The organism is Marinomonas shanghaiensis (genome assembly GCF_003259175.1).
In the GTDB taxonomy this organism is placed as follows: Bacteria; Pseudomonadota; Gammaproteobacteria; order Pseudomonadales; family Marinomonadaceae; genus Marinomonas; species Marinomonas shanghaiensis.
The window spans coordinates 33,283-53,813 of record NZ_QGOK01000011.1; the positions used below are offsets into that span (position 1 = coordinate 33,283).

The 20,531-nt window shown below is 43.9% G+C and carries 20 protein-coding genes; 12 read left to right on the top strand and 8 right to left on the bottom strand.

Going from position 1 to position 20,531, the window contains the following annotated elements; translation table 11 throughout:
- Positions 1–25 precede the first annotated feature (25 nt).
- The 3 genes from folE (at position 26) to DKT73_RS09845 (ending at position 2,414) form a co-directional block, all read left to right on the top strand.
- Positions 26–709 (top strand): GTP cyclohydrolase I FolE, encoded by a 684-nt coding sequence (folE, locus tag DKT73_RS09835; RefSeq protein WP_111638388.1) that lies wholly within the window; start codon positions 26–28, stop codon positions 707–709.
- 156 nt (positions 710–865) lie between these two features.
- Positions 866–1,141, top strand: coding sequence for a hypothetical protein (locus DKT73_RS09840; protein ID WP_111638389.1), 276 nt, complete (start codon positions 866–868; stop codon positions 1,139–1,141).
- 97 nt (positions 1,142–1,238) lie between these two features.
- Entirely contained in the window at positions 1,239–2,414 is a 1,176-nt protein-coding gene (locus tag DKT73_RS09845; RefSeq protein WP_111638390.1) for an MFS transporter, read from the top strand.
- Between the two features lie 6 nt (positions 2,415–2,420).
- Here the strand turns inward: DKT73_RS09845 and DKT73_RS09850 are convergent, their stop codons facing one another.
- On the bottom strand, positions 2,421–3,632 hold the full coding sequence (locus tag DKT73_RS09850) for an MFS transporter (RefSeq protein ID WP_111638488.1): 1,212 nt from the start codon (positions 3,630–3,632) through the stop codon (positions 2,421–2,423).
- A 245-nt stretch (positions 3,633–3,877) separates the two neighbouring features.
- Between DKT73_RS09850 and DKT73_RS09855 the strand changes: the two genes are divergently transcribed.
- A complete protein-coding gene (locus DKT73_RS09855; protein WP_111638391.1) occupies positions 3,878–5,095 on the top strand; it encodes an MFS transporter in 1,218 nt (405 codons plus the stop codon).
- A 21-nt stretch (positions 5,096–5,116) separates the two neighbouring features.
- On the opposite strand, the gene DKT73_RS09860 is transcribed toward DKT73_RS09855, so the two are convergent.
- Positions 5,117–6,040 carry a helix-turn-helix domain-containing protein gene (locus DKT73_RS09860; RefSeq protein ID WP_111638392.1) on the bottom strand — a complete coding sequence of 308 codons (924 nt, stop codon included), beginning with the start codon at positions 6,038–6,040 and terminating at the stop codon, positions 5,117–5,119.
- 229 nt (positions 6,041–6,269) lie between these two features.
- On the opposite strand from DKT73_RS09860, the gene exaC reads away from it, so the two are divergent.
- The 6 genes from exaC (at position 6,270) to DKT73_RS09890 (ending at position 13,840) form a co-directional block, all read left to right on the top strand.
- The gene (gene exaC / locus DKT73_RS09865) at positions 6,270–7,787 is read left to right on the top strand and encodes an acetaldehyde dehydrogenase ExaC (protein WP_111638393.1); all 1,518 of its coding nucleotides are present in this window, start codon (positions 6,270–6,272) and stop codon (positions 7,785–7,787) included.
- A gap of 279 nt (positions 7,788–8,066) precedes the next feature.
- Positions 8,067–9,449 carry an L-serine ammonia-lyase gene (locus DKT73_RS09870; protein WP_111638394.1) on the top strand — a complete coding sequence of 461 codons (1,383 nt, stop codon included), beginning with the start codon at positions 8,067–8,069 and terminating at the stop codon, positions 9,447–9,449.
- Between the two features lie 349 nt (positions 9,450–9,798).
- Positions 9,799–11,373, top strand: coding sequence for an inorganic phosphate transporter (locus DKT73_RS09875; protein WP_111638395.1), 1,575 nt, complete (start codon positions 9,799–9,801; stop codon positions 11,371–11,373).
- 138 nt (positions 11,374–11,511) lie between these two features.
- Positions 11,512–12,213 carry a hypothetical protein gene (locus tag DKT73_RS09880; RefSeq protein WP_111638396.1) on the top strand — a complete coding sequence of 234 codons (702 nt, stop codon included), beginning with the start codon at positions 11,512–11,514 and terminating at the stop codon, positions 12,211–12,213.
- A gap of 64 nt (positions 12,214–12,277) precedes the next feature.
- On the top strand, positions 12,278–13,060 hold the full coding sequence (locus DKT73_RS09885; protein WP_111638397.1) for a hypothetical protein: 783 nt from the start codon (positions 12,278–12,280) through the stop codon (positions 13,058–13,060).
- Between the two features lie 159 nt (positions 13,061–13,219).
- Entirely contained in the window at positions 13,220–13,840 is a 621-nt protein-coding gene (locus DKT73_RS09890) for a LysE family translocator (protein WP_111638398.1), read from the top strand.
- A gap of 28 nt (positions 13,841–13,868) precedes the next feature.
- Here DKT73_RS09890 and DKT73_RS09895 read toward each other — a convergent pair whose 3' ends face one another.
- From DKT73_RS09895 to DKT73_RS09905, 3 genes are all read right to left on the bottom strand, one after another.
- Positions 13,869–15,863, bottom strand: coding sequence for a DNA topoisomerase III (locus tag DKT73_RS09895; RefSeq protein ID WP_111638399.1), 1,995 nt, complete (start codon positions 15,861–15,863; stop codon positions 13,869–13,871).
- 87 nt (positions 15,864–15,950) lie between these two features.
- Positions 15,951–16,433: a universal stress protein gene (locus tag DKT73_RS09900; protein ID WP_111638400.1), complete on the bottom strand. Its 483-nt coding sequence runs from the start codon at positions 16,431–16,433 to the stop codon at positions 15,951–15,953.
- A 40-nt stretch (positions 16,434–16,473) separates the two neighbouring features.
- Positions 16,474–16,695, bottom strand: coding sequence for a hypothetical protein (locus DKT73_RS09905; protein ID WP_111638401.1), 222 nt, complete (start codon positions 16,693–16,695; stop codon positions 16,474–16,476).
- Positions 16,696–16,883: 188 nt separating this feature from the next.
- Between DKT73_RS09905 and DKT73_RS09910 the strand changes: the two genes are divergently transcribed.
- Positions 16,884–17,504, top strand: a complete 621-nt coding sequence (locus DKT73_RS09910; RefSeq protein WP_111638402.1) for an FKBP-type peptidyl-prolyl cis-trans isomerase — start codon at positions 16,884–16,886, stop codon at positions 17,502–17,504.
- Between the two features lie 86 nt (positions 17,505–17,590).
- Here the strand turns inward: DKT73_RS09910 and DKT73_RS09915 are convergent, their stop codons facing one another.
- The gene (locus DKT73_RS09915; protein WP_232827832.1) at positions 17,591–18,745 is read right to left on the bottom strand and encodes a coniferyl aldehyde dehydrogenase; all 1,155 of its coding nucleotides are present in this window, start codon (positions 18,743–18,745) and stop codon (positions 17,591–17,593) included.
- Positions 18,746–19,009, bottom strand: coding sequence for a hypothetical protein (locus DKT73_RS20285; RefSeq protein WP_232827833.1), 264 nt, complete (start codon positions 19,007–19,009; stop codon positions 18,746–18,748).
- A 159-nt stretch (positions 19,010–19,168) separates the two neighbouring features.
- On the opposite strand from DKT73_RS20285, the gene DKT73_RS09920 reads away from it, so the two are divergent.
- Positions 19,169–20,065 carry a LysR family transcriptional regulator gene (locus DKT73_RS09920; RefSeq protein WP_111638403.1) on the top strand — a complete coding sequence of 299 codons (897 nt, stop codon included), beginning with the start codon at positions 19,169–19,171 and terminating at the stop codon, positions 20,063–20,065.
- A 25-nt stretch (positions 20,066–20,090) separates the two neighbouring features.
- Here the strand turns inward: DKT73_RS09920 and DKT73_RS09925 are convergent, their stop codons facing one another.
- The gene (locus DKT73_RS09925) at positions 20,091–20,507 is read right to left on the bottom strand and encodes a GNAT family N-acetyltransferase (protein WP_111638404.1); all 417 of its coding nucleotides are present in this window, start codon (positions 20,505–20,507) and stop codon (positions 20,091–20,093) included.
- Positions 20,508–20,531: the final 24 nt, after the last annotated feature.

Here is a 20,531-nt window from a genome sequence, read left to right on the forward strand (position 1 = left end):
GGGTTAAGCAACTTAGGACAAACATATGAAAGCTAACACAGCTGAACAAACCAATTTAATTCGTCCCGTCTTGTCTGATGCGGCGATAAAAGTACGTGATGCTCTTATCAAAAGCGGTTTAGAAACCCCGATGATTGATAATGGTCTAACCAACGAAGAAAAATATCAGCGTATTAAACATTCGTTCGAAGACATTGTGACAACGCTTGGCCTAGATCTAAGTGATGATAGCTTGGCAGAAACACCACACCGAATTGCTAAAATGTACGTGAAAGAGATTTTTTCAGGTCTGGACTATGCCTTGTTTCCTAAGATCACTGTCATTGAAAACAAGATGCAAGTGGACGAAATGGTGAAGGTAAGTGACATTAGTTTTACCAGTACCTGTGAGCACCATTTTGTGACCATTGATGGCTTGGCTAAAGTTGCTTATTTGCCGAAAACCAAAATTATTGGCTTGTCTAAAATCAATCGTATTGTGCGGTTTTTTGCTCAGCGTCCACAGGTTCAAGAACGTTTGACTCAGCAAATTTTGGTGACACTGCAAACATTATTGGAAACCGACAATGTCGCTGTCAGCATAAGTGCCGTACACTATTGTGTAAAAGCGCGTGGTGTAATGGATGCCAGTTCCTCAACGCAAACCACCGCGCTAGGTGGATTGTTTAAGCGTAGTGATAAGACTCGTGGGGAGTTTCTTGCTAGATAAGTTGGCAAGACTCGTTTAGTCATCTTGCACATAAAAACGCGTGATTGCTACGCAAACAAAAAGAGCCTATCGACATAGGCTCTTTTTTTATGCCATAAATTCAGGCAAAGTGACGCAGCGATATAGGATAAACCTTTTGTATTTGAGGCGTTTGGCATGACAGATAAGAAAACAGTGTGGTTTCCGGCAAAAGACAATGGTTGGGGATGGGGTAAGCCTAATACATGGCAAGGTTGGCTGGTATTGGTTGTGTATATTGTCAGTGTGGCCATCATTAGTGTGGCTATTGATCCTAAGGAAACGCTTTTGACATGGGCGATACTCGTCACGATCAGTACTTTGATTTTATTGTTGGTGTACTTATGGAAGGGGGAGGCGCCAAATTGGAAGTGGAAGCCAATCGAAAAAGATAAACGAAAATGGTACAAGTAGCGCGTCTTTTTCTTAAGTCGATTTAAGTGAATTTAAAGATTTTATTGAAAACCTTAATCGGTTCAAATAGGCAAAAAATTCATTTAAGGATAAGTTAGTGCGCACATCTGGCGTGTTGTTGTTTGTTGCTTACTTAGGGTTCATTAGTTTAGGTTTGCCGGATGCGGCTCATGGCATTAATTGGCCATTTGTGCGAATGGACTTTTCTGTACCAATAGGATGGCTTGGCTTAGTGATCGCCGCTGGTGGTATTGGTTATCTGATGTCGAGCTTTTCGGTGGGATATTGGATCAACCGCTTTGGCGTGGGTTGGTTGTTAGTGACCAGCTGTTTGTTGGTTAGTAGTGGTTTATTTGGTTTTTATTTCAGCACCTCCTTTATTGTTTTTACGTTATTTTCTGTGGTGATTGGCATGGGTTCTGGTGCAATCGATGCAGGGTTAAATGCCTATGCGGCAGAGCATTTTTCTACCAAGCATATGAATTGGTTGCATGCGGCGTTTGGTGTTGGTGCGACGGCAGGGCCTATCATAGTCACCAGTGTGTTGGTGAGTTTTTCGCAAAATTGGCGTTTGGGTTATGCTGTTTTGGCCATCATCTTGTTTGTCATGGCGCTGGTGTTTTTATTCAGTCGCCATTTGTGGGAAAGTGAAAAACACGCTCCTAAAAAAGTCGATGTCACTTTAGGAAATACTGGCCCCGTAACGCAACTTCAGGCTTTAAAACACCCTGTTATTCGTTTTCAGATTGTATTTTTCTTTTTGTACTCAGGGGTTGAGGTTGGCGTAGGGCAGTGGGCTTTTACTGTGATGACAGAGTCTCGTGGTATTTCTATTGCCAGTGCTGGAACCTGGGTTGCGGTGTATTGGGGGGCATTGGCATTTGGTCGAGCTATTTTTGGATTCTTAGTAGAACGTTTTTCCGTAGACCAGCTATTGCGGCTTTGTCTGGCTGGTGTGTCACTGGGGGCGCTTTTCTTTACGGTCAGCATAACACCTTACACTAGTTACTTTGGTTTGGCGTTAATGGGGTTTTGTGCCGCCCCTATTTTTCCCTGTATGATTTCTCAAACTGCCATACGGGTGGGTAAAAGTTACTCTGTACACGCCATTGGCTTTCAGATGAGTGCGGCCGTGATGGGGGCAATGACACTGCCATTTTTAAGTGGTTTGATAGGTGGTCAGTTTGGGCTGACCTTCCTTAGTATGAGTTTTTTAACGTATGCACTGGCTCTATTCGTTCTCTTTCATCTTATTTTAAGACGAGCTTTATAGTTGCTGTTAATCGTTTGCTTTGTCGAGAGTGTGTCGTTTTAGTAAGTCGGGAAACAAATACATCCATAAGCCAACAACGGCAATGGTGCCGACTCCGCCAATCACAATGGCAGGAACTACGCCGAACCAAGCCGCAGTTACACCGGATTCAAATTCTCCTAACTGGTTGGAGCTGCCAATAAACACTGAGTTGGCTGCACTGACTCGACCACGCATGTCATCGGGTGTTTCTAATTGCACAAGTGTTGAGCGGATCACGACGCTGATCATATCGGAAGAGCCCAAAAGAATCAGTGCCAGCATGGAAAGAATCAGGTTCTCAGATAAACCAAATAAGATGGTGGCGACGCCAAAAATAGCCACAGCAGCGAACATAATTTTGCCAACGCTGTGGGTCAAAGGACGACGCGCCAAATATACTGACATCAGCAATGCACCAAGGGCGGGCGAACAACGTAATAATCCCAATCCCCATGGCCCAGTCTGAAGAATATCTTTTGCGACAATTGGAAGAAGAGCGGTCGCTCCCCCCAATAGAACAGCGAACATATCGAGGGAAACAGATCCTAAAATCACTTTATTGCCACGAATAAAGCGTAGGCCTCCGAATAGATGATCTATGGTGATAGGGGACTTACTTTTTACCGTAAAGTTATAGTGTAAAAAGAACATAATGACGCAGGAGATTAAAAAGCAGCTCATGCTAGACAAATACAGTGTTGTTGGTCCTAACAGATATATAAGCCCTCCAAGCGCAGGGCCTGCGATAACCGATATTTCTCGCGCTGAGGCCATGGCACTGATGGCGCGAGACAGTAGCTCGTTGGGGATAAGGTTTGGCAGAATCGCTTGGTTGGCTGGCATTTCAAAGGCTCTTGCGGTGCCAAGTAAGGCGGCGCACAGATAAATCATTTCAGCTGAAATGGTCTCAGTCATGTTGCCGTAAGCCAGAATAGCAACGGTCATTGCCATGGTAAAACGCGTGCAAACACAGATGAGCCGGCGATTATATCGGTCAGCAACATGGCCTACGACTAGGGTTAATAGAAGCTGCGGCAAAAATTGACACAGTCCGACAAGGCCTAAGGCCATCGGGCTATTGGTTAAATCATACATCTGCCAGCCAATGCCGACACTGAGCATTTGAAAAGCGAAAGAAGACGCGATTTGACCAATCCAGAAGTGGACAAAATTAGGGTGTTTAAAAAGTGGTTGCATGTTGTTCTTTGATTTTTTTATGAAGAAAAATTTAACCATTTTTAAAAGCGACTTGATAGTCATTATTTCTCTCTTTTTTATCTCTTTATTCTCATCCTTGAAAGCCTATCGAGAAAAGTGTGTTAGATTATGAGGCTATTTTTATCAGGACGATAATGCCCTCATTACCACATCGTTCACCGATGTTTGTCTGTTCGCTTGTTTTGTTTTTAGACTGAAAACTCATTTGATCATAAGGATTTACATTGACACATTCTGATGCTCCTTTTTCTTTGCAGGAACGTTTGTCTCGCGTGTTGTTACTGTCTTGTTTAGTGGCGGTTGGCATTGGACAATCTTTTATATTTACCTCATTACCGCCGATTGGCCGTGAGATCGGATTGGCGGATGTACGAATTAGTACACTGATTACAGCGGGGGCTGCGACGTTTGTGGTGGCTGCGTTTTTATGGGGCGGTATTATTAATCGCATTGGCCGTATTCGCTCGGTGATTATTGGGATGGGGAGTTATGCCATTACCATTGCCTTGACAGGGTTTGTGTTACAAGAAGCACTGGCTCGTCAGCTATCAGCTGAACAAACGTATTATTGTGTATTTGTACTACGGATTGTCTTTTCTCTGGGGATTGCGGGTGTATTGCCTTCTATTCAAACCTACTTGATTGCCCATACGGATATTAAGCATCGCAGTTCAACTATCGCGATGATTGGTGCCTCTTTTAGTATTGGGATGATATTAGGCCCTGCGTTTGCTTCTTTATTAAGCAGTTTGGGACTGACGGCGCCTTTTTACATTATCGCGTTATTAGCGGGTTGCGCGGCGTTTGGGGTAGTGTTTTTTGTGAAAGATGCTAAGCATGTTCGTCAATTTAAAAAACCGCCAGTAATCAATTGGTTAACTCAGCCAGTTATGCCATTTTTATGTATGTCGTCGTTGTCTATTTTATCCATGACGGGGGTGCAGCAGATTATGGGCTTTTTAATCCAGGATAGGTTCCAGCTCAATGTTGCCGATACGACTCATCAGCTTGGATTTGCGATGATGACCATGTCTTGTTTTAGTATCCTCGTTCAAATGATTTTAGTACCACGATTTCAGTTGGGCGTTGTGGCGCTCATGTTTTTTGGTGTTAGCGTCGGTGTGCTTGCTCAGCTGGCGTTTATTTTCTTAGATTCTTACGTGGGTATATTGTTTGCGATGGGCTTGTTTGGTGCTGGTTTTGGTTTCTTGTTCCCAGGTATTGTGACAGCGCAAACTTTGTTGGTAAAAGACAGTCAGCAAAGCCGTTTAGCAAGTATCAATGCGTCAATGCAGGGACTTGGTGCCGCATTAGGTCCTGTTATTCTGGCGTCTTTGTATCAATTAGGGCAATTGGTTCCGTTTTTCGCCTTGATGTTTAGTTTGATCTTTATGTTGGGCGCTTTTATTTACTGTCGCGCGAAATTAAAGCCGATTTTTTAGCATAGATGACTCCGGTTTATGTTACGAATGAAGCTTGTTTTGGGCTACTTGGCGAGGCGATAGGCCAAAGTGTTGATGAAAGCGCCGACTAAAGTGACTTAAGCTGGCGTAACCTAACTCATAGCTGACTTCGGTGACAGAGCGCTTCTCTTGCAAGCGTTGGTAAGCTCGGCTCATACGTCGTTGATGCTGATACTCGACAGGGCTGCAGCCTAGCTGACGTTTGAAGCTGTCAAAGAAGCGGCTGCGACTCATGCAGGCCATTTTAGCCAATTGATTGATGTCTAAGGGGTGGGCGAGGTGTTGTTCTATCCATTGAATGACACAGGTTAGGCCATTTGCATCGGGTGCATGTCTTGTAAAGCGCAATAGGGCGTCTCTACCGTGATGTCTTAGAATTCGCGTGACTAATTCACTGACACCAAAGTCAACCAGTAAATCTCGATCTGGGTCATTGCGAAGAAAATCACTGCTGAGCCTGTCGATGACTTGTTGTGTCGCTTGAGTGTGCAAGGTATGCAGGTGTTGATTTGGATCTAATGCAATACCAGAGGGTAAGGACTCCACCATGATATCATTCATACGATCACAAATTTGTGCGACTCTTTCTTGTGAAATGGCAATGGTAAGGCAAGTGGTTGGGTTGTGATATTGGGCTTCGGGAAAGTCAATAAACACTTCTTCTTTAGGAGCCAATATAAAAGATTCATGAGGCAGAAAAGGGATATTGTCACCGTGCTTGGTGTGCATGACTTTGGCGCCCGTGACCATGCCACAATACAGCAGCGAATCGGCCTTTAAGCTGACTTTTTGGGCTTGTTCATAGGTATCGTAAATGCTGAGCTCAGAGTGTGGGCCAGCGAAACAAACGCGATTTTCGACCAGCTGAATGGGCGCGCGCTTGTGTTTTAATAACGCTTTTTCTGTCGAGATTGAGCGACTCATTAACACACCTCTTTTGTCTTAATATTTTTATTTTAATCGCGTGGCGTGGTGAATTTTCTGTCTCTCATCATCGCTCTTGCTTTCCCATGGGTCAATACAAAAGCAAAACAGAAATGGATCGCGAGACAAGTTTCATGGACTCACAGGCAAGTTTTCTTCTCACTTTCTTTCTACTCTTTATATCAATGTTAAAACCTGACATAAAAACAACAAGAATGGAGAAGCTTTTATGATCTACGCTCAACCTGGCACGAACGGCAGCCTTATTACCTTTGAGGCTCAGTATGGCAATTTCATTGGTGGTCAATGGGTTGCTCCGGTAAAGGGACAATACTTTGATAATATTAGCCCAGTAAATGGCGAAGTTTTTTGCCGTATTCCTCGTTCTACTGAAGAAGATATTAACCTTGCTTTAGATGCAGCGCATGCGGCCCGTGCGGCTTGGGGAAAAACGTCTGTTACCAATCGTTCTAATATATTGCTGAAAATTGCCGACCGTATTGAACAAAATCTAGAAGCCCTGGCGGTGGCGGAAACATGGGACAATGGTAAAGCGGTTCGCGAAACCTTAAACGCAGATATTCCTTTGGCTGCCGATCATTTCCGTTATTTTGCTGGTTGCTTGCGCGCACAAGAAGGCAGCACCGCAGAATTAGATGAGCATACTGTGGCGTATCATTTCCATGAGCCATTAGGGGTCGTGGGTCAAATTATTCCTTGGAACTTTCCAATCTTGATGGCTGCATGGAAATTGGCTCCAGCGCTTGCTGCAGGAAACTGTGTCGTATTAAAACCCGCAGAACAAACGCCAGCGTCTATTCTGGAGCTGGTCAAAGTCATTCAAGACTTATTACCCCCAGGCGTGCTGAATATTGTCAATGGCTACGGCAAAGAAGCTGGGGAAGCGCTGGCAACCAGCAAACGCATTGCCAAAATTGCGTTTACCGGATCGACTCCAGTTGGTTCACATATTTTGAAATGTGCAGCTGAGAATATTATTCCTTCTACTGTTGAGTTAGGTGGTAAATCCCCCAATATCTACTTTGCTGATGTGATGAAGCAAGAAGACGCTTTTATCAGTAAATGCGTTGAAGGTCTGGTCTTGGCTTTCTTTAACCAAGGTGAAGTGTGTACTTGTCCGTCTCGTGCTTTAATTCATGAGTCTATTTACGATGATTTCATGGCATTGGTGATTGAGCGTACGAAAACCATCAAACGTGGCAATCCTCTGGATACCGATGTGCAAGTGGGCGCTCAGGCATCTAAGCAGCAGTTCGATAAAATCATGAGCTACATCGATATTGGTAAAAAAGAAGGTGCAGAACTGCTGATCGGCGGTGGTATCGAATCGGTTGATGGATTGGATAAAGGTTTTTATGTTCAACCGACCTTGTTCAAAGGTTCCAATGCCATGCGTATTTTCCAAGAAGAAATTTTTGGGCCAGTCGTGAGTGTAACGACCTTTAAAGATGAGGCGGAAGCGCTGGCGATCGCCAACGACAGCGAGTTTGGCTTGGGGGCTGGTGTTTGGACCAGAGACACTAATTTAGCCTATCGTATGGGGCGTAACCTCGAAGCCGGTCGTGTCTGGATGAACTGTTACCATCAGTATCCTGCTCATGCCGCATTTGGGGGGTATAAAAAATCTGGTGTTGGTCGTGAAACCCACAAGATTGCCTTAGAGCATTATCAGCAAACAAAAAACATGCTGGTAAGCTATGATATTAATCCGCTTGGGTTCTTTTGATTTAACATAAAAAGTTTATGACAAAACGAAAAGCCAGAAGATCAGATCGGTCTTTTGGCTTTTTACTGAATATCCATTCTTTACGTTTGCAGACTCTTACGACTCTCGAAGCGCCAAAAAATTGCCTTTTTCCGAATAGACACACCAATATACGGCGGCACCTCTGTTTCCTATTGGAAACTTTGTATCATAAGTGATAATTTCGCTTTATAGTGATCAGGTATTTTGTACAGTGAACCTTAATGATTTTATCGGTATGTGTCGACAGAGGAAACGGCTATGGCAATCAGTTTATTCGATCTTTTTAAAGTGGGCATTGGTCCTTCAAGTTCGCACACGGTTGGGCCCATGATCGCGGCGAATCAGTTTGCTCATCAATTAAAAGATCGCCATTTGCTGTCACAAGTTCGACGTTTGAAAGTGGATTTATATGGGTCCCTCGGTGCCACGGGAAAAGGCCATGGTACGGGTACGGCCGTTCTTATGGGCCTAGAGGGGGAGCTACCAGATCGAATTGATCCAAGTCGAGTCAATGAGCGTGTTGCCCAAATAGAAGCGTCCTCACAACTGAAGGTATTGTCGCAGCAGAGTATTCACATTGATGTCGCGACCGATTTAATTTATCACCGCATTGATCGTTTGGACTTTCATGCCAATGGCATGGTTTTGGTCGCCTTTGATGCAGATAACCAAGTGATTAATCAAGCCACTTTTTATTCGGTTGGTGGTGGCTTTATTGTACAAGAAGATGAACAAGGCAAGGTGTCAATTGTCGAAGATACAACGGAGTTACCCCATGTGTTTCACGATGCAGAGACCTTAATTACACTTTGTCGAGCACAAGACAAAAGTATTGCGCAAATCATGATGGAAAATGAGAAAACATGGCGTACGGAAGAAGAGATTAGACAGGGTATTCTTTCGATTTGGGCGGTAATGAGGGAGTGCGTACAGCAAGGCATTCGTAACGAAGGTATTTTGCCGGGTGGCTTAAAAGTGAAGCGTAGAGCCGCCAGCCTGTATCGAGATCTCACCAGTAAGACACGTATGGACATGATTACACCGTCTCTAGGCGCAATGGATTGGGTGAATCTGTACGCCCTTGCCGTGAACGAAGAAAACGCGGCAGGCGGACGAGTCGTCACGGCACCAACGAATGGCGCAGCAGGGATCATTCCGGCGGTGTTGCATTATTACTGGGAGTTTTGCCCTCGTTCTAGTGAAGCGGGTGTGGTTGACTTTTTTCTAACGGCTGCTGCGATTGGTTTATTGTTTAAAGAAAATGCTTCTATCTCTGGGGCAGAGGTTGGTTGTCAGGGCGAAGTGGGATCGGCATGTGCGATGGCCGCGGCAGGATTGGCTGCAGCAACTGGCGGTTCTCCAGAGCAGATTGAAAATGCTGCGGAAATAGGCATGGAGCATAATTTAGGCTTAACGTGCGACCCTATTGGTGGTTTAGTGCAAGTGCCTTGTATTGAACGTAACGCGATGGCATCGATCAAAGCAATTAACTCCGCGAGTATGGCACTTCGTGGCGACGGTACTCATTACGTTTCTCTCGACAAGGTGATTCGTACCATGCGAGATACAGGGAGAGATATGAACGATAAGTACAAAGAAACCTCACGTGGAGGGTTAGCAGTTAATGTTATCGAGTGCTAATACACTGGCATTGTGTTTAAAAAAGGCCTTGTAATAAAACGGTCATATTTGTGTAGTATTTTTGTCATCAGTGCCTTTCGAGGCACTTTTTTTTGTCCTTTTTAGACTTGTCTAAGCAAAAGGTATAGGGGTTTTTATCTGCACGAACCCAGTGTAGAATGACGCCGAATTGATAGTTTACAGATATATGACAGACATATTGTATTTGCTGTCATAAGCAAGATGTTCGATAGGATGAATTGAGAGCCAAATTTATAACTGTGCCCGGAAGGCACCTTGTTGAATAATCTAGGTTTTATCCTAGTTTATCAAGAGTTTGGCATAGATTAATCACAAATGAAGAGCCCATATGGATCTTACAAATAACCCGAAAGAAGAATCCACTTTACTGAGTGGCCATGAGTTTATTCGAGTATTGATCGCTTTAGCGTTTGTCTTAGCGTCTGGTTTTTATGCTACCAACAATGGTATAGGTGTTTCTAACCTGTCTATATTAGCCATTGCAGCTGCAATTGGTGCCTACATGGCCGTCAACATTGGTGCCAATGATGTAGCAAACAACGTCGGGCCTGCTGTAGGCTCAAAAGCCCTATCGATGACTGGCGCGATTTTGATCGCGGCGGTATTTGAAGCCGCTGGTGCTTTGATCGCTGGTGGTACAGTGGTTGGTACGATTAAAAATGGCATCATCAATCCTAATTCAATTGGTAATGCGGAAACCTTTATTTGGGTGATGATGGCGGCTTTGCTTGCCGGCGCGATTTGGCTCAATTTAGCAACGTATCTTGGCGCACCAGTGTCGACAACGCATTCGATTGTGGGTGGCGTATTAGGCGGTGGCATTGCCGCAGGCGGTTGGGATATTGCGAACTGGGATAAAATGATTGCGATTGTAGCCAGTTGGGTGATTTCGCCTCTTATGGGCGGCATCATTGCGGCGCTGTTCCTTATGTACATAAAACGCTCTATTACCTACAAAAGCGATATGATTGATGCGGCGAGAAAAGTCGTTCCTCTATTGGTTGGTATTATGGTGTGGTCTTTTTCTACTTACTTGATTTTAAAAGGATTAAGTAAGCTATGGAAAATGGACTTTACCACTGCGGCCATTGTTGCTTTTGCTATCGCATTGACTGTTTACTTTATTGTTCGTCCCATCGTTGATAAGGCTGCAGCGTCATTGGCTAATGATAAAGATGCTGTAAATAGCCTATTTACTATTCCGTTAATTGTGTCTGCAGCTTTATTGAGCTTTGCTCATGGGGCCAACGATGTTGCCAATGCGATAGGGCCTTTGGCTGCTATTAATGATGCCTTGTTGACTGGCGCTGTGTCCGGTTCAGCTGCTATACCTCTATGGATTATGATGGTGGGTGGTATTGGTATTGCGGTTGGTTTAGCATTATTTGGTCCAAAATTGATCAAAACGGTGGGGTCTGAAATTACCGAATTGGATAAAACCAGAGCATTTTGCGTCGCGATGGCCGCCGCTATTACGGTAATTGTTGCCTCTCAGCTTGGTTTGCCTGTCAGCTCTACCCACATTGCGGTAGGTGGTATTTTTGGCGTAGGCTTTTTACGTGAATATTTGAAACAATCTTATGAGAAAAAATTGGCCTCTATTATTTCTCATTCTGCATCAGCAGGTCACAACGGTGAACAAACAAAAGAGTTTGTAAAACGTTTTAAATTAGCGGATGTGGAAGAAAAACGCGTTATTCTGAAAGAGTTGAAAGCAGCACAGGCGTCGTCCCCGATTTCTTCGCAAGAGCGTAAAGGATTGAAAAAAGCGACGAAGAAAGAATTGGTTAAGCGTTCTGCCTTGTTACGCATTGCGGCGGCATGGGTGATTACAGTGCCTGCTTCCGCTTTACTTTCAGCATTGATTTTTTATATGTTGCTTGGTTTTTCTGTCTCACGATAATTAATGTGTGAATGGAACAAAAAAGATCAGTTTATCTGGTCTTTTTTTGTTTTTATCGAACTGTCTGTGTTATATAGATAGATTATGTGTGTCGTGTGTCTTCATACTTGTTTTACTGTCTTGGGTAACTATCAATAAATGAAATCAAGTATATTGGTCTTAGTGGCTGTTACCGTGCTTGTTGTGTGCTGTTCTTTGCCTGCTTTGTTGCGCTGGCGAAAGCAGCAACGAGCATTAAGAGAAAAGCAGCTTTCTTCTTTATCCAATCGAAGTGACCGTTTACTTTATGCATTAGAGACCGTTTCTGATCGTTATTTAGCAAAAGAAACGAAAGTATTTATCATCGAGTATTTATTATCGGCTATTGATCAACTTGTAAAAGCCAACTATCAATCAAGCTTTGTTACTAAGAAAACCTATTTGGTACGTTTGCTGACAGAAGTAAAGCTTGGAAAGAATGTTATTATAAAAGATAGGGTGGCTACCCAGCAGCAGCTTGAACAGATCCAGAATGCTCTTCAGGTTATGCTCAGAGAGCTGAGGTATTTGAGAGAACATTATGGTGCTAGTGGGACGATCATTCGGCATCATATTGTTTTAATACGCTATGCTCATGCGTTAGCTCATCGAGATTTACTGGTGCGTCAAGCTAGGCAAGACTTAGACAATGATAAAAAAAATCGAGCACTGGAGAAGTATCGTGTTGCACTGTCGGTCATTGAAAAAAACGACTCTGTTAGTGGTGCGAAAAAAGAAGCCATTCGTTTACAAAATATGATACAGGATGTTGAAAAAGTTTTATTTGCTAAAAGCAATAAAGCTGAATCCGCGATAAAGTAAATTGATGCTTTATAAGGATGATCGTTACTCAGCTATAACACGACTAAGGTAAATAACCTATTATATGACAGCTGTTACCATCACTGTACTTTTGCTTGTTATCGGTGGCTTCATCGCGTTCGCTATTTTTCTACAGTTGAAGGAGCAGGCTCGCCTTGAGAAACTACGTAAAGTGGCGAATCTCAACAATCAATTACGCCAAGTGCGCCGCTACCTAGATGACATGCCACCACAATATCAACCCAAAGACATGCGATTGTGGCTATTTTCTCGCCTAGTAGCCATTTATGATCAGTTGTTGTCACTACAACCAGATCCCACCTTGACGCGTCGAAGAAATCATTTAGCTGAAGAAATGTTAGAATTTCAAACCAGTAAGCAGAAAAGACGTGCTAAACCAATGAATGATGAGCTGCTGATTATTGAAGTAAAGCGCTTGTTTGAGTCTCTGAAATCCTTTCTGATTTTGTCTCAGAAAGAAAAAACGATCGACCAGGACAATGCCCATCGCTATAGCAAATTATTGAATGTCTATCACTACAGAGTAAATGCGGATTACCATGGTTACCTTGCGCGTAAAGCGTTTTTGAGTGGGCAGATGCAGTCAGCGATTGAAATGTACAAGGAAGCTTTAGCGCAATTAACGCCCATTAAGGATGTGATAGAAGCTCAGCCCACTGTGCAAAAATATCAAGAGCTGTTGAAAGAGATTGAAGATGACATGGCATTACAGCAAGCAGAGGAAGAAGTGAACAAGAGTATGTCTAACGAAGCTGAGGAAGAGTTAGATGACGAGTGGAGTAAGTTTATAGAAGACTCCACTTTTAAAACGAAAAAGCGCTTTTAGCTCGCTTTTCCTATCCAGTGCTGTTTGCGTTTCATTTTATGCCTCTTAATGTCATCGCTCCTTTTGGTAGGCTGGGTTTTTTATCATATTCTCTTGCTAGTTATAGAAAATAATGCGATTTTTCCATTCTCTCCATTGTGTTTTTGATAAGGACTTTCTGTGAATTTAGCGCTTCTTTCGGCGTTTGTGCCGACTTTCTTTTTTGTTTCCATCACTCCAGGTATGTGCATGACGTTGGCCATGACATTGGGAATGACTATTGGTGTGAAGCGTGCGCTTTGGATGATGTTAGGTGAGCTGGTCGGTGTGGCGACAGTGGCAATTTTATCGGCCATTGGTGTGGCTGCCTTGCTATTGAATTATCCCAGTGTCTTTATGGTCTTGAAGTATATTGGCGGTGCTTATTTGGCTTTTATTGGTCTGCAAATGTGGTTGTCTAAAGGAAAAATGGCCATCAAAATGGATGCCGCGGGAAGTAAGCCTGCGTCACGGTTTGATTTAATCTCGCAAGGCTTTGTGACCGCCATTGCGAATCCAAAAGGCTGGGCATTTTTTGTTGCTTTGTTGCCTCCTTTTTTAGATGCCAGTCGCCCTTTAGCCAGTCAGCTTACCGTGTTGATTGCCATCATTTTGACACTTGAACTGATTTGTCTACTCATTTATGCCGCAGGTGGCAGAACATTGAAAGCCATATTGATGCAAAGCGGAAATGTACGAATTATGAATCGTATCGCAGGCTCTTTGATGATTGGCGTGGGGGTTTGGTTAGCGGTTGGTTGATGGTCAAAAAAGCGCCACTTAAAAAACGTTAAGAAGGCGCCTTTGGGCGTCTTTTTGTTGTCGTGCCTTTGCTTTTCGTGCTGGCTGATTTTCTTACAGGTGTTTTTTTATTACTTGGTGCTCTTCGTTTGGCAAAAGGATTTTTTGTGGGTGCCGGTAGATTTTGCAAAGCCGATGTTGGCATATTCCGAGAGACGCTGAGTAGCTGATGCAGATTGCCTTCTAGGTTTTCCATAAAGGTTTGGTAGCTGGCCTCTCCAAGACTGATACGGTTTAGTGCTGACTCCCATTGCGCTGTCATGTCTGGCGTCACTAGCTGTGTGGGCAAGCAATCAATAAAGGCGCGTCCTGTTTGGCTGGCGTGAATTTGTTTGCCTTGTCTTGTCAGAAAACCGCGCTTAAAAAGTAATTCGATAATACTTGCACGGGTGGCTTCTGTTCCTAATCCATCGGTTTCTTTTAATATGGCTCGGATATCTTTGTCTGTGACAAAGCGACTAATCCCTGTCATTGCAGCAAGCAAGGTAGCATCAGTAAAGGCGGCAGGGGGTGTGGTGACTTTTTCATGCACCTGACCGTGTGTACACCATAGCTCATCGCCTTTGTTAAGTTTGGGTAATTCGTTTTGGTTTTCATCTTCTGAGTCTTTGTTTTTAGTATTAGTTGGCAAAAGCACTTTCCAACCAAGCGCAATGGGGGTATTGCCTTTGGCCTCAAATTGTCCGCCCGCAATGTCCAATTTAATGTATGACGCCAGATAATCGTATGCTGGATAAAATTGCATGAGGTATTGACGAGCGATTAACTGGAAGACTAAGGCTTCTGTTTTTGAAAGCGAGGCGGCTTTATGGGCCTGAATGGTTGGAATAATGGCGTGGTGAGCTGTGACCTGTTTATCATTCCAGGCTTTGCTTTTTTGTGAGGCATCGGCGTTCTGAGCACCTTGTTGGATTTCCCCTCCGGATCGTGCCAGAGCCGCAATAATGGCTGGCGCATCTTTATGTTGTTGTGTCGGTAAGTAACGACAATCGGATCTTGGGTAGGTGATCATTTGGTGGCGTTCATACAGTGTTTGGCAGGTGTCTAACACTTGTTGTGCTGATAAGGAAAAAGCCTTAGCCGCATCGATTTGAAGGGCTGACAAGCTGTAAGGAAGTGGTGCGGTTTGCTTCTTTTTTGTGTAACTTGCTTCCACCACTATAGCGGGTTTGTTCGTAATACGATGGGCGACGTTTTGTGCAAGCGGCAAGCTTAGTACACGATTTTCTTCGTCCATATAGGGTTGGCAAGCTTCACTGGGTAGCCATTTAGCCTGAAATTGTGCGCCTTGTGGTGTTTGTATGTTCGCCCACACTTGGTAAAAATCTTTAGGGACAAACACATCTCTTTCTTTGTCTCTTGCGACAACAAGCCCCAACACCGGCGTTTGCACTCGTCCAATAGATAGAACGCCTTGATAGCCTGCCTGCCTACCTTTAATAGTGTAAGCGCGAGTTAGGTTTAGACCAAATAACCAGTCTGCCCGAGCGCGCCCCAAGGCCGAACGGGACAGCGCAGCGAATTCATTATTTGAGCGTAGATTATTAAGGGCTTTTTTGATGGCCGAGGGTGTTAAATCATTCACTAAAAGTCGCTGCGTATTTTTTAGCTTCTGCGCTGGTACTTGGGTGTAATGCAGCACTTCGTCGACTAATAGCTGGCCTTCTCTGTCCGGGTCACCGGCATGAACCAATAGCGTGGCTTTTTTAATGAGCTTTTTTAATACACCAAGTTGCTTTTTAGTATTGGCTTTTTCTTGCCACTGCCAGTCGGTTGGGATAATAGGTAAGTGATCCAAATTCCACGCTTTATAAGCCGGATTGTATTGATGAGGTTCTGCTTGTTCCAGTAAGTGCCCGATACACCAGCTGATACAGTCGCCATTTGGCAGCCAAATACAGCCTTCTTCTTTTTTCTGAGGTGAGGGAAGTGCAGCGGCAATCGCGCGTGCAAGACTGGGTTTTTCAGCAATATAGAGAATCATAAATACACTTACTGTTTATATATACAGTAAGTGTATCTAACTGTGGTAAGCGTGGCTAGATAGAGACGTTATTTTGTCGTTGAACCGTTACTTTATTGGCACCACAAGCACAGGAATGGCGCTGCTATGAATGACTTTGTTGGCGGTTGAGCCAATGATCATTTGGCTTAATCGGCTATGTGTTCGGCTATTCATGACAATTAAATCGGCATTTTTTTCTTTGGCGATGCGTTGGATCGATTCGGCAGGCACACCGCTGACAATCAATGTTTCAGGAGCGGTTTCTAAGCCAGTTAACGCTTCTGCGTATTGTTCCATAAACTCGGACAGTAATGTTTCCATACGAGCTTCGATGTCTTTTAAGGCATCCTTACGCATCGCATTTCTAATATCTTCGCTAATGTAGTTGTTTATCATATTCGACGCTTGAGCATTCAGTGGTTCAATTGCGTGCATTAATATGACTTTTGCGCCATGAGAATTGGCTAAACTCAGTACTAGCTCCATAGCGGCTTGTGTTTTGCCTTCTAAATCGCAAGCGTAAACAATCGTCTTTATTGTGGGTAACATGGCAAGATCCTCTTTTGATGTACCTACAAGCTTAATCTTTTTAACTTTTGCTGCGCTGATCTGTGTCAATCATCTTGGTGCTTATGTCTTGGATCGAATCGGATAAGCGGTTGGATGTTTGTCTGTCACCGTGGTTTGCAAATAAGAAGCAGCTCATGGATGACAAAAAGATAAAGCTAATAAAAAGCATTCCCCAGTAATCCTTTGGCTTTTTATCGTCTTGATAGCGTTTAGGGGCCGGAACAAAGCTTTTAGATTTCATAATGTGCTCCTAGTTAATAGTGATTTATTAAATGATAATGAATATCATTTAATAAATCTATAGCTGTAATTAATATATTTTTCTAGAGAGCGTTTTAGAGAGTAGAGCGGTTGAAAAACAAGCTCATGAGATTTGCCTATGTTATAATGCTCGCCCAATTTTCAGTAAACGAATAAGAGAGTGTAAACATGTCAGAATTGTCGTTCGACTCTAACGAAGCAAAAATAGCCTACGGTATTGGTCGTCAAATTGGTGATCAACTTAGTGGTAGCGATCTTGGTGAATTGTCTCTAACGCATCTTTTTGCTGCAATTGAAGATTCCCTTAACGGTACTGAAATGCGTGTTCCTGGTGCTGAGTTAGAAGCGGCTTTTGCTGAGCTACAGCAAAAAATGGAAGAAAAAAGCCGTGCGGCGTCTGAAGAAAATGTAAAAGCGGGCGAAGACTTTTTAGCGGCAAACAAAACAAAAGAAGGCGTTCAAACAACTGAAAGTGGTCTGCAGTTTGAAGTACTTGAAGAAGGTACGGGTGCGACTCCAGTTCGTGAAAATACCGTGCGTGTTCATTACGAAGGCCGTCTCATTGACGGACAAGTATTTGATAGCTCTATTGCCCGTGGTGAGCCGATTGAATTTCCTCTAACTGGCGTTATTGCTGGTTGGACAGAAGGCCTTCAGTTGATGAAAGAAGGTGCTAAATACCGTCTTACTATTCCTGCGGAATTGGCTTACGGTGCTCAAGGCGCTGGCGCAATGATTCAACCTTTCTCTGTTTTGCAATTTGATGTTGAGCTAATTGCCGTTGTTTAATTAAGCAACGCGATAGTGTTTATAAAAAAGCGAGTCATTGCACTGAATGACTCGCTTTTTTGTTGCTTTAAGTTCAGTCCTTGCGCTTAACTATCTAGCATTTCCTCTAGCGCAGCCTGTTTATCTTGGTACGGCGCACGTAGGCGTTTACCTGATGCCCCATCTTTACTTTGTAGTACAACCGCTTTCTCGTGAGTAAAGCGCTTGAAGCCATGAATGCCATGGTATGCCCCCATTCCAGATGGGCCAACACCGCCAAATGGGAGTGTTTCAACCGAGACATGTGTCATGGCATCATTGATGACCAATCCGCCAGAGATGGTATTACGTGCAAATGCCTGCTGACGTTCGGGGTTGTCCCCAAAGTAATACGCCGCCAATGGACGTGGATTATGGTTGATGTAAGCCACGGCTTCTTCTGGTTTCGCGTAGGTTTTTATGGGCAGGAGAGGACCGAAGATTTCCTCTTGCATAATGTTCATATCATCCGTGACATCAAGCACCAAAAATGGGGCTATTTTGCGACTATTTACATCATAATCTGGCTCGCCTTCCGCCGCTAAACTAATGACGTTCGCTCCCTTTTTCTTGGCATCGTCAAGTAAGCCAATAAGACGTTTGAAGTGATTGTCACTGATGATGGAGGTGTAATCAGGGTTGCCTTGCATGGTTGGAAAGCTGCTTTGTACAAAGATCTTAGCGGCAGCGACAAAGTGTTCTACTTGGTGTTCTGGAACAATCATGTAGTCAGGTGAAATACAGATTTGACCAACATTAAAGGTTTTTACAGTCATGATTCGCTCTGCCGCTTGAACGATATCCGCCTTTTCATCCACCACTGCTGGTGATTTACCACCAAGCTCTAGTGTCACAGGAACAAGGTTTTCAGCCGCCGCGCGCATGATGTGTTTACCTACTGCGGTACTACCAGTAAAGACCAAATGGTCGAAGGGTAACGCACTAAATGCTTTGCCGACTTCGGCGTCACCGAGCACGACGGTTAGTTCTTCTGGTGCAAAATAGCGTGCAACCAGCTCTGCCAATAGCGCGGATGTTTTGGGGGTTAGCTCAGACGGTTTTAGCATGGCTGTGTTACCAGCCGAAAATACACTCGCCAATGGCCCAAAAGACAGGTTAATAGGGAAGTTCCACGGACTGATAATGCCAATAACACCTAACGGTTGCTGTTGAATCCAAGTTTTCATGCCTGGCTCAGGTGCTTCCACTAGTTGGTCTTGCATCTAAGTCGATAAGTTTTCAATAGCGTCTTTTAATAATTTAATGGTTGTCGCGATGTCTGCGGTAGAAGACTGATAAACACTGCGGTGACCAAAGTCTTTGCTCATGGCATCACTGAGTTCACGGTGGTTTTCTTTGATGAGTTTAATAGCGCGTTGTAATCGATCTTTGCGTAACTTAGCACTGGCTGGACCTGCTGCCATATTGTGCTGTTTCATTTGATTTAATGTGGCGAGTAGATCTGAATGTGCGTTTGTCGGTGTCATAATACTATCCTCCTTCAGATAAGGTCTATTTAGGTGGCTTAGGGTGTTTTCAAGCCGACCTGACGTTTTTGCTCATTATGTCCATATAGTAATCGTTGCTAGTGATTGGGTGCCAACAATGCTATTTTTGTAGGGGTATAAAATAATTTATGGGGTTGTATGTCGCTTTCTCGCTTACGTACTTTTGTCGAAGTTTATCGCCAACGATCGATTAGTGGTGCGGCACGGGCTCTTAATTTGACCCAGCCTGCTGTGTCTCAGCATATTGCGGGTCTTGAAGTGGCTGTTGGTCGTCCTTTGTTTGAGCGTCAGCCTGCTGGCGTGGTTCCGACCTCTGCCGCGGACGAATTAGCAGCTGATGTAGGAGATAAGCTTGATGCCGCTGAGGCCGCATTGTCTTCTGCTCGATTTCGTTCCGTCGGTGTTGCTGGTGCTTTGCAAATTATTGGTCATGCGGATTTTATGGCAGAGGTGCTAACGGGCGAGTTGCTGCCTCTGATAGAGGATGGGATTCGTATCAGAATGCATACTGGCGATGGGCCAATGATTACCAGTATGCTCTTAGAAGGTCATTGTGACCTAGGGATTTCTGCTCACCCAGTTATAGACAGTCGATTGCACAGTGAAACTCTGTTGACGTGTGGTGTGGTAGCTGTGGCTTCGCCAGCGGTTGTTGACTCTTTGATTACCTCAGAGGACTTTAATCAAGCAATCTATCATACGCCTTTGTTGGCTTATAACCTTGAATTGTCATTGATTGATAAATGGCTGATAAAAAATAATATTAAAACCGAGCACATTATTCCGACCGTGGTGAGCCAAGATTTACGAGCATTGCGTAATTTGCTGACAAAAGGTGTTGGTTGGTCTGTGATGCCGGAATTTTTATGTCGTGAGCAAATAGTAAAAGGGGAATTGCAGGAAATCCCCGCGCCAGTGGGGACTTATACTATGCAGTATTATTTGATTTGGGCATCAAGCGCCTTACGACAAGCAAGAGTGGCCCACGCCAAAGAGGTTTTATTGAAAAGATTGACAGCAGCCTCTGATGACTAGTTAACTTTGTCGTCAGAGGCTTTGGTTAAATCTCTCTTTCCATACGAATGTGCATTTTTCCGGCTTCTAAAAATACTTTGCCGTCACTGTGGAAGTTTTGTTTTTCATAGAAGGTTTGTACATCAACTTGGGCGTGCAGAAATACGGTGCGAATGCCCATTTCTCTGGCCACTTTTACTGCACGAGTTAACAGCATTTCGCCATAACCTTGATGTCTGTATGCCGGCAATACAGCCAGCCGACTAATTTGACCATTTTCGGTTAAACGGCAGGTGCCCGTCGGCACTGCGGTTGTGCCAAATGAGACAAAATGCACTGCGTCTTCATCTAACTCATCCCATTCGTCTTTTGGGTCGATACCTTGTTCAATGATAAAGACTTGTTTGCGAACAAAAGTGAGTTGATCTTTGCTGCTGTTCCAGTCTGACGTTAATACCTTCATGTTATTCTCTTAATAAATGTTCTT

Coding starts and splice junctions, on each gene's coding strand:
- DKT73_RS09920 (WP_111638403.1), top strand. CDS start 19,169: ATGTCGCTTTCTCGCTTACGTACTTTTGTCGAAGTTTATCGCCAACGA.
- DKT73_RS09850 (WP_111638488.1), bottom strand. CDS start 3,632: ATGCAACCACTTTTTAAACACCCTAATTTTGTCCACTTCTGGATTGGT.
- DKT73_RS09875 (WP_111638395.1), top strand. CDS start 9,799: ATGGATCTTACAAATAACCCGAAAGAAGAATCCACTTTACTGAGTGGC.
- DKT73_RS09915 (WP_232827832.1), bottom strand. CDS start 18,745: ATGCAAGACCAACTAGTGGAAGCACCTGAGCCAGGCATGAAAACTTGG.
- DKT73_RS20285 (WP_232827833.1), bottom strand. CDS start 19,009: ATGACACCGACAAACGCACATTCAGATCTACTCGCCACATTAAATCAA.
- DKT73_RS09870 (WP_111638394.1), top strand. CDS start 8,067: ATGGCAATCAGTTTATTCGATCTTTTTAAAGTGGGCATTGGTCCTTCA.
- DKT73_RS09900 (WP_111638400.1), bottom strand. CDS start 16,433: ATGTTACCCACAATAAAGACGATTGTTTACGCTTGCGATTTAGAAGGC.
- DKT73_RS09885 (WP_111638397.1), top strand. CDS start 12,278: ATGACAGCTGTTACCATCACTGTACTTTTGCTTGTTATCGGTGGCTTC.
- DKT73_RS09880 (WP_111638396.1), top strand. CDS start 11,512: ATGAAATCAAGTATATTGGTCTTAGTGGCTGTTACCGTGCTTGTTGTG.
- DKT73_RS09925 (WP_111638404.1), bottom strand. CDS start 20,507: ATGAAGGTATTAACGTCAGACTGGAACAGCAGCAAAGATCAACTCACT.
- DKT73_RS09910 (WP_111638402.1), top strand. CDS start 16,884: ATGTCAGAATTGTCGTTCGACTCTAACGAAGCAAAAATAGCCTACGGT.
- DKT73_RS09905 (WP_111638401.1), bottom strand. CDS start 16,695: ATGAAATCTAAAAGCTTTGTTCCGGCCCCTAAACGCTATCAAGACGAT.
- DKT73_RS09840 (WP_111638389.1), top strand. CDS start 866: ATGACAGATAAGAAAACAGTGTGGTTTCCGGCAAAAGACAATGGTTGG.
- exaC (WP_111638393.1), top strand. CDS start 6,270: ATGATCTACGCTCAACCTGGCACGAACGGCAGCCTTATTACCTTTGAG.
- folE (WP_111638388.1), top strand. CDS start 26: ATGAAAGCTAACACAGCTGAACAAACCAATTTAATTCGTCCCGTCTTG.
- DKT73_RS09895 (WP_111638399.1), bottom strand. CDS start 15,863: ATGATTCTCTATATTGCTGAAAAACCCAGTCTTGCACGCGCGATTGCC.
- DKT73_RS09860 (WP_111638392.1), bottom strand. CDS start 6,040: ATGAGTCGCTCAATCTCGACAGAAAAAGCGTTATTAAAACACAAGCGC.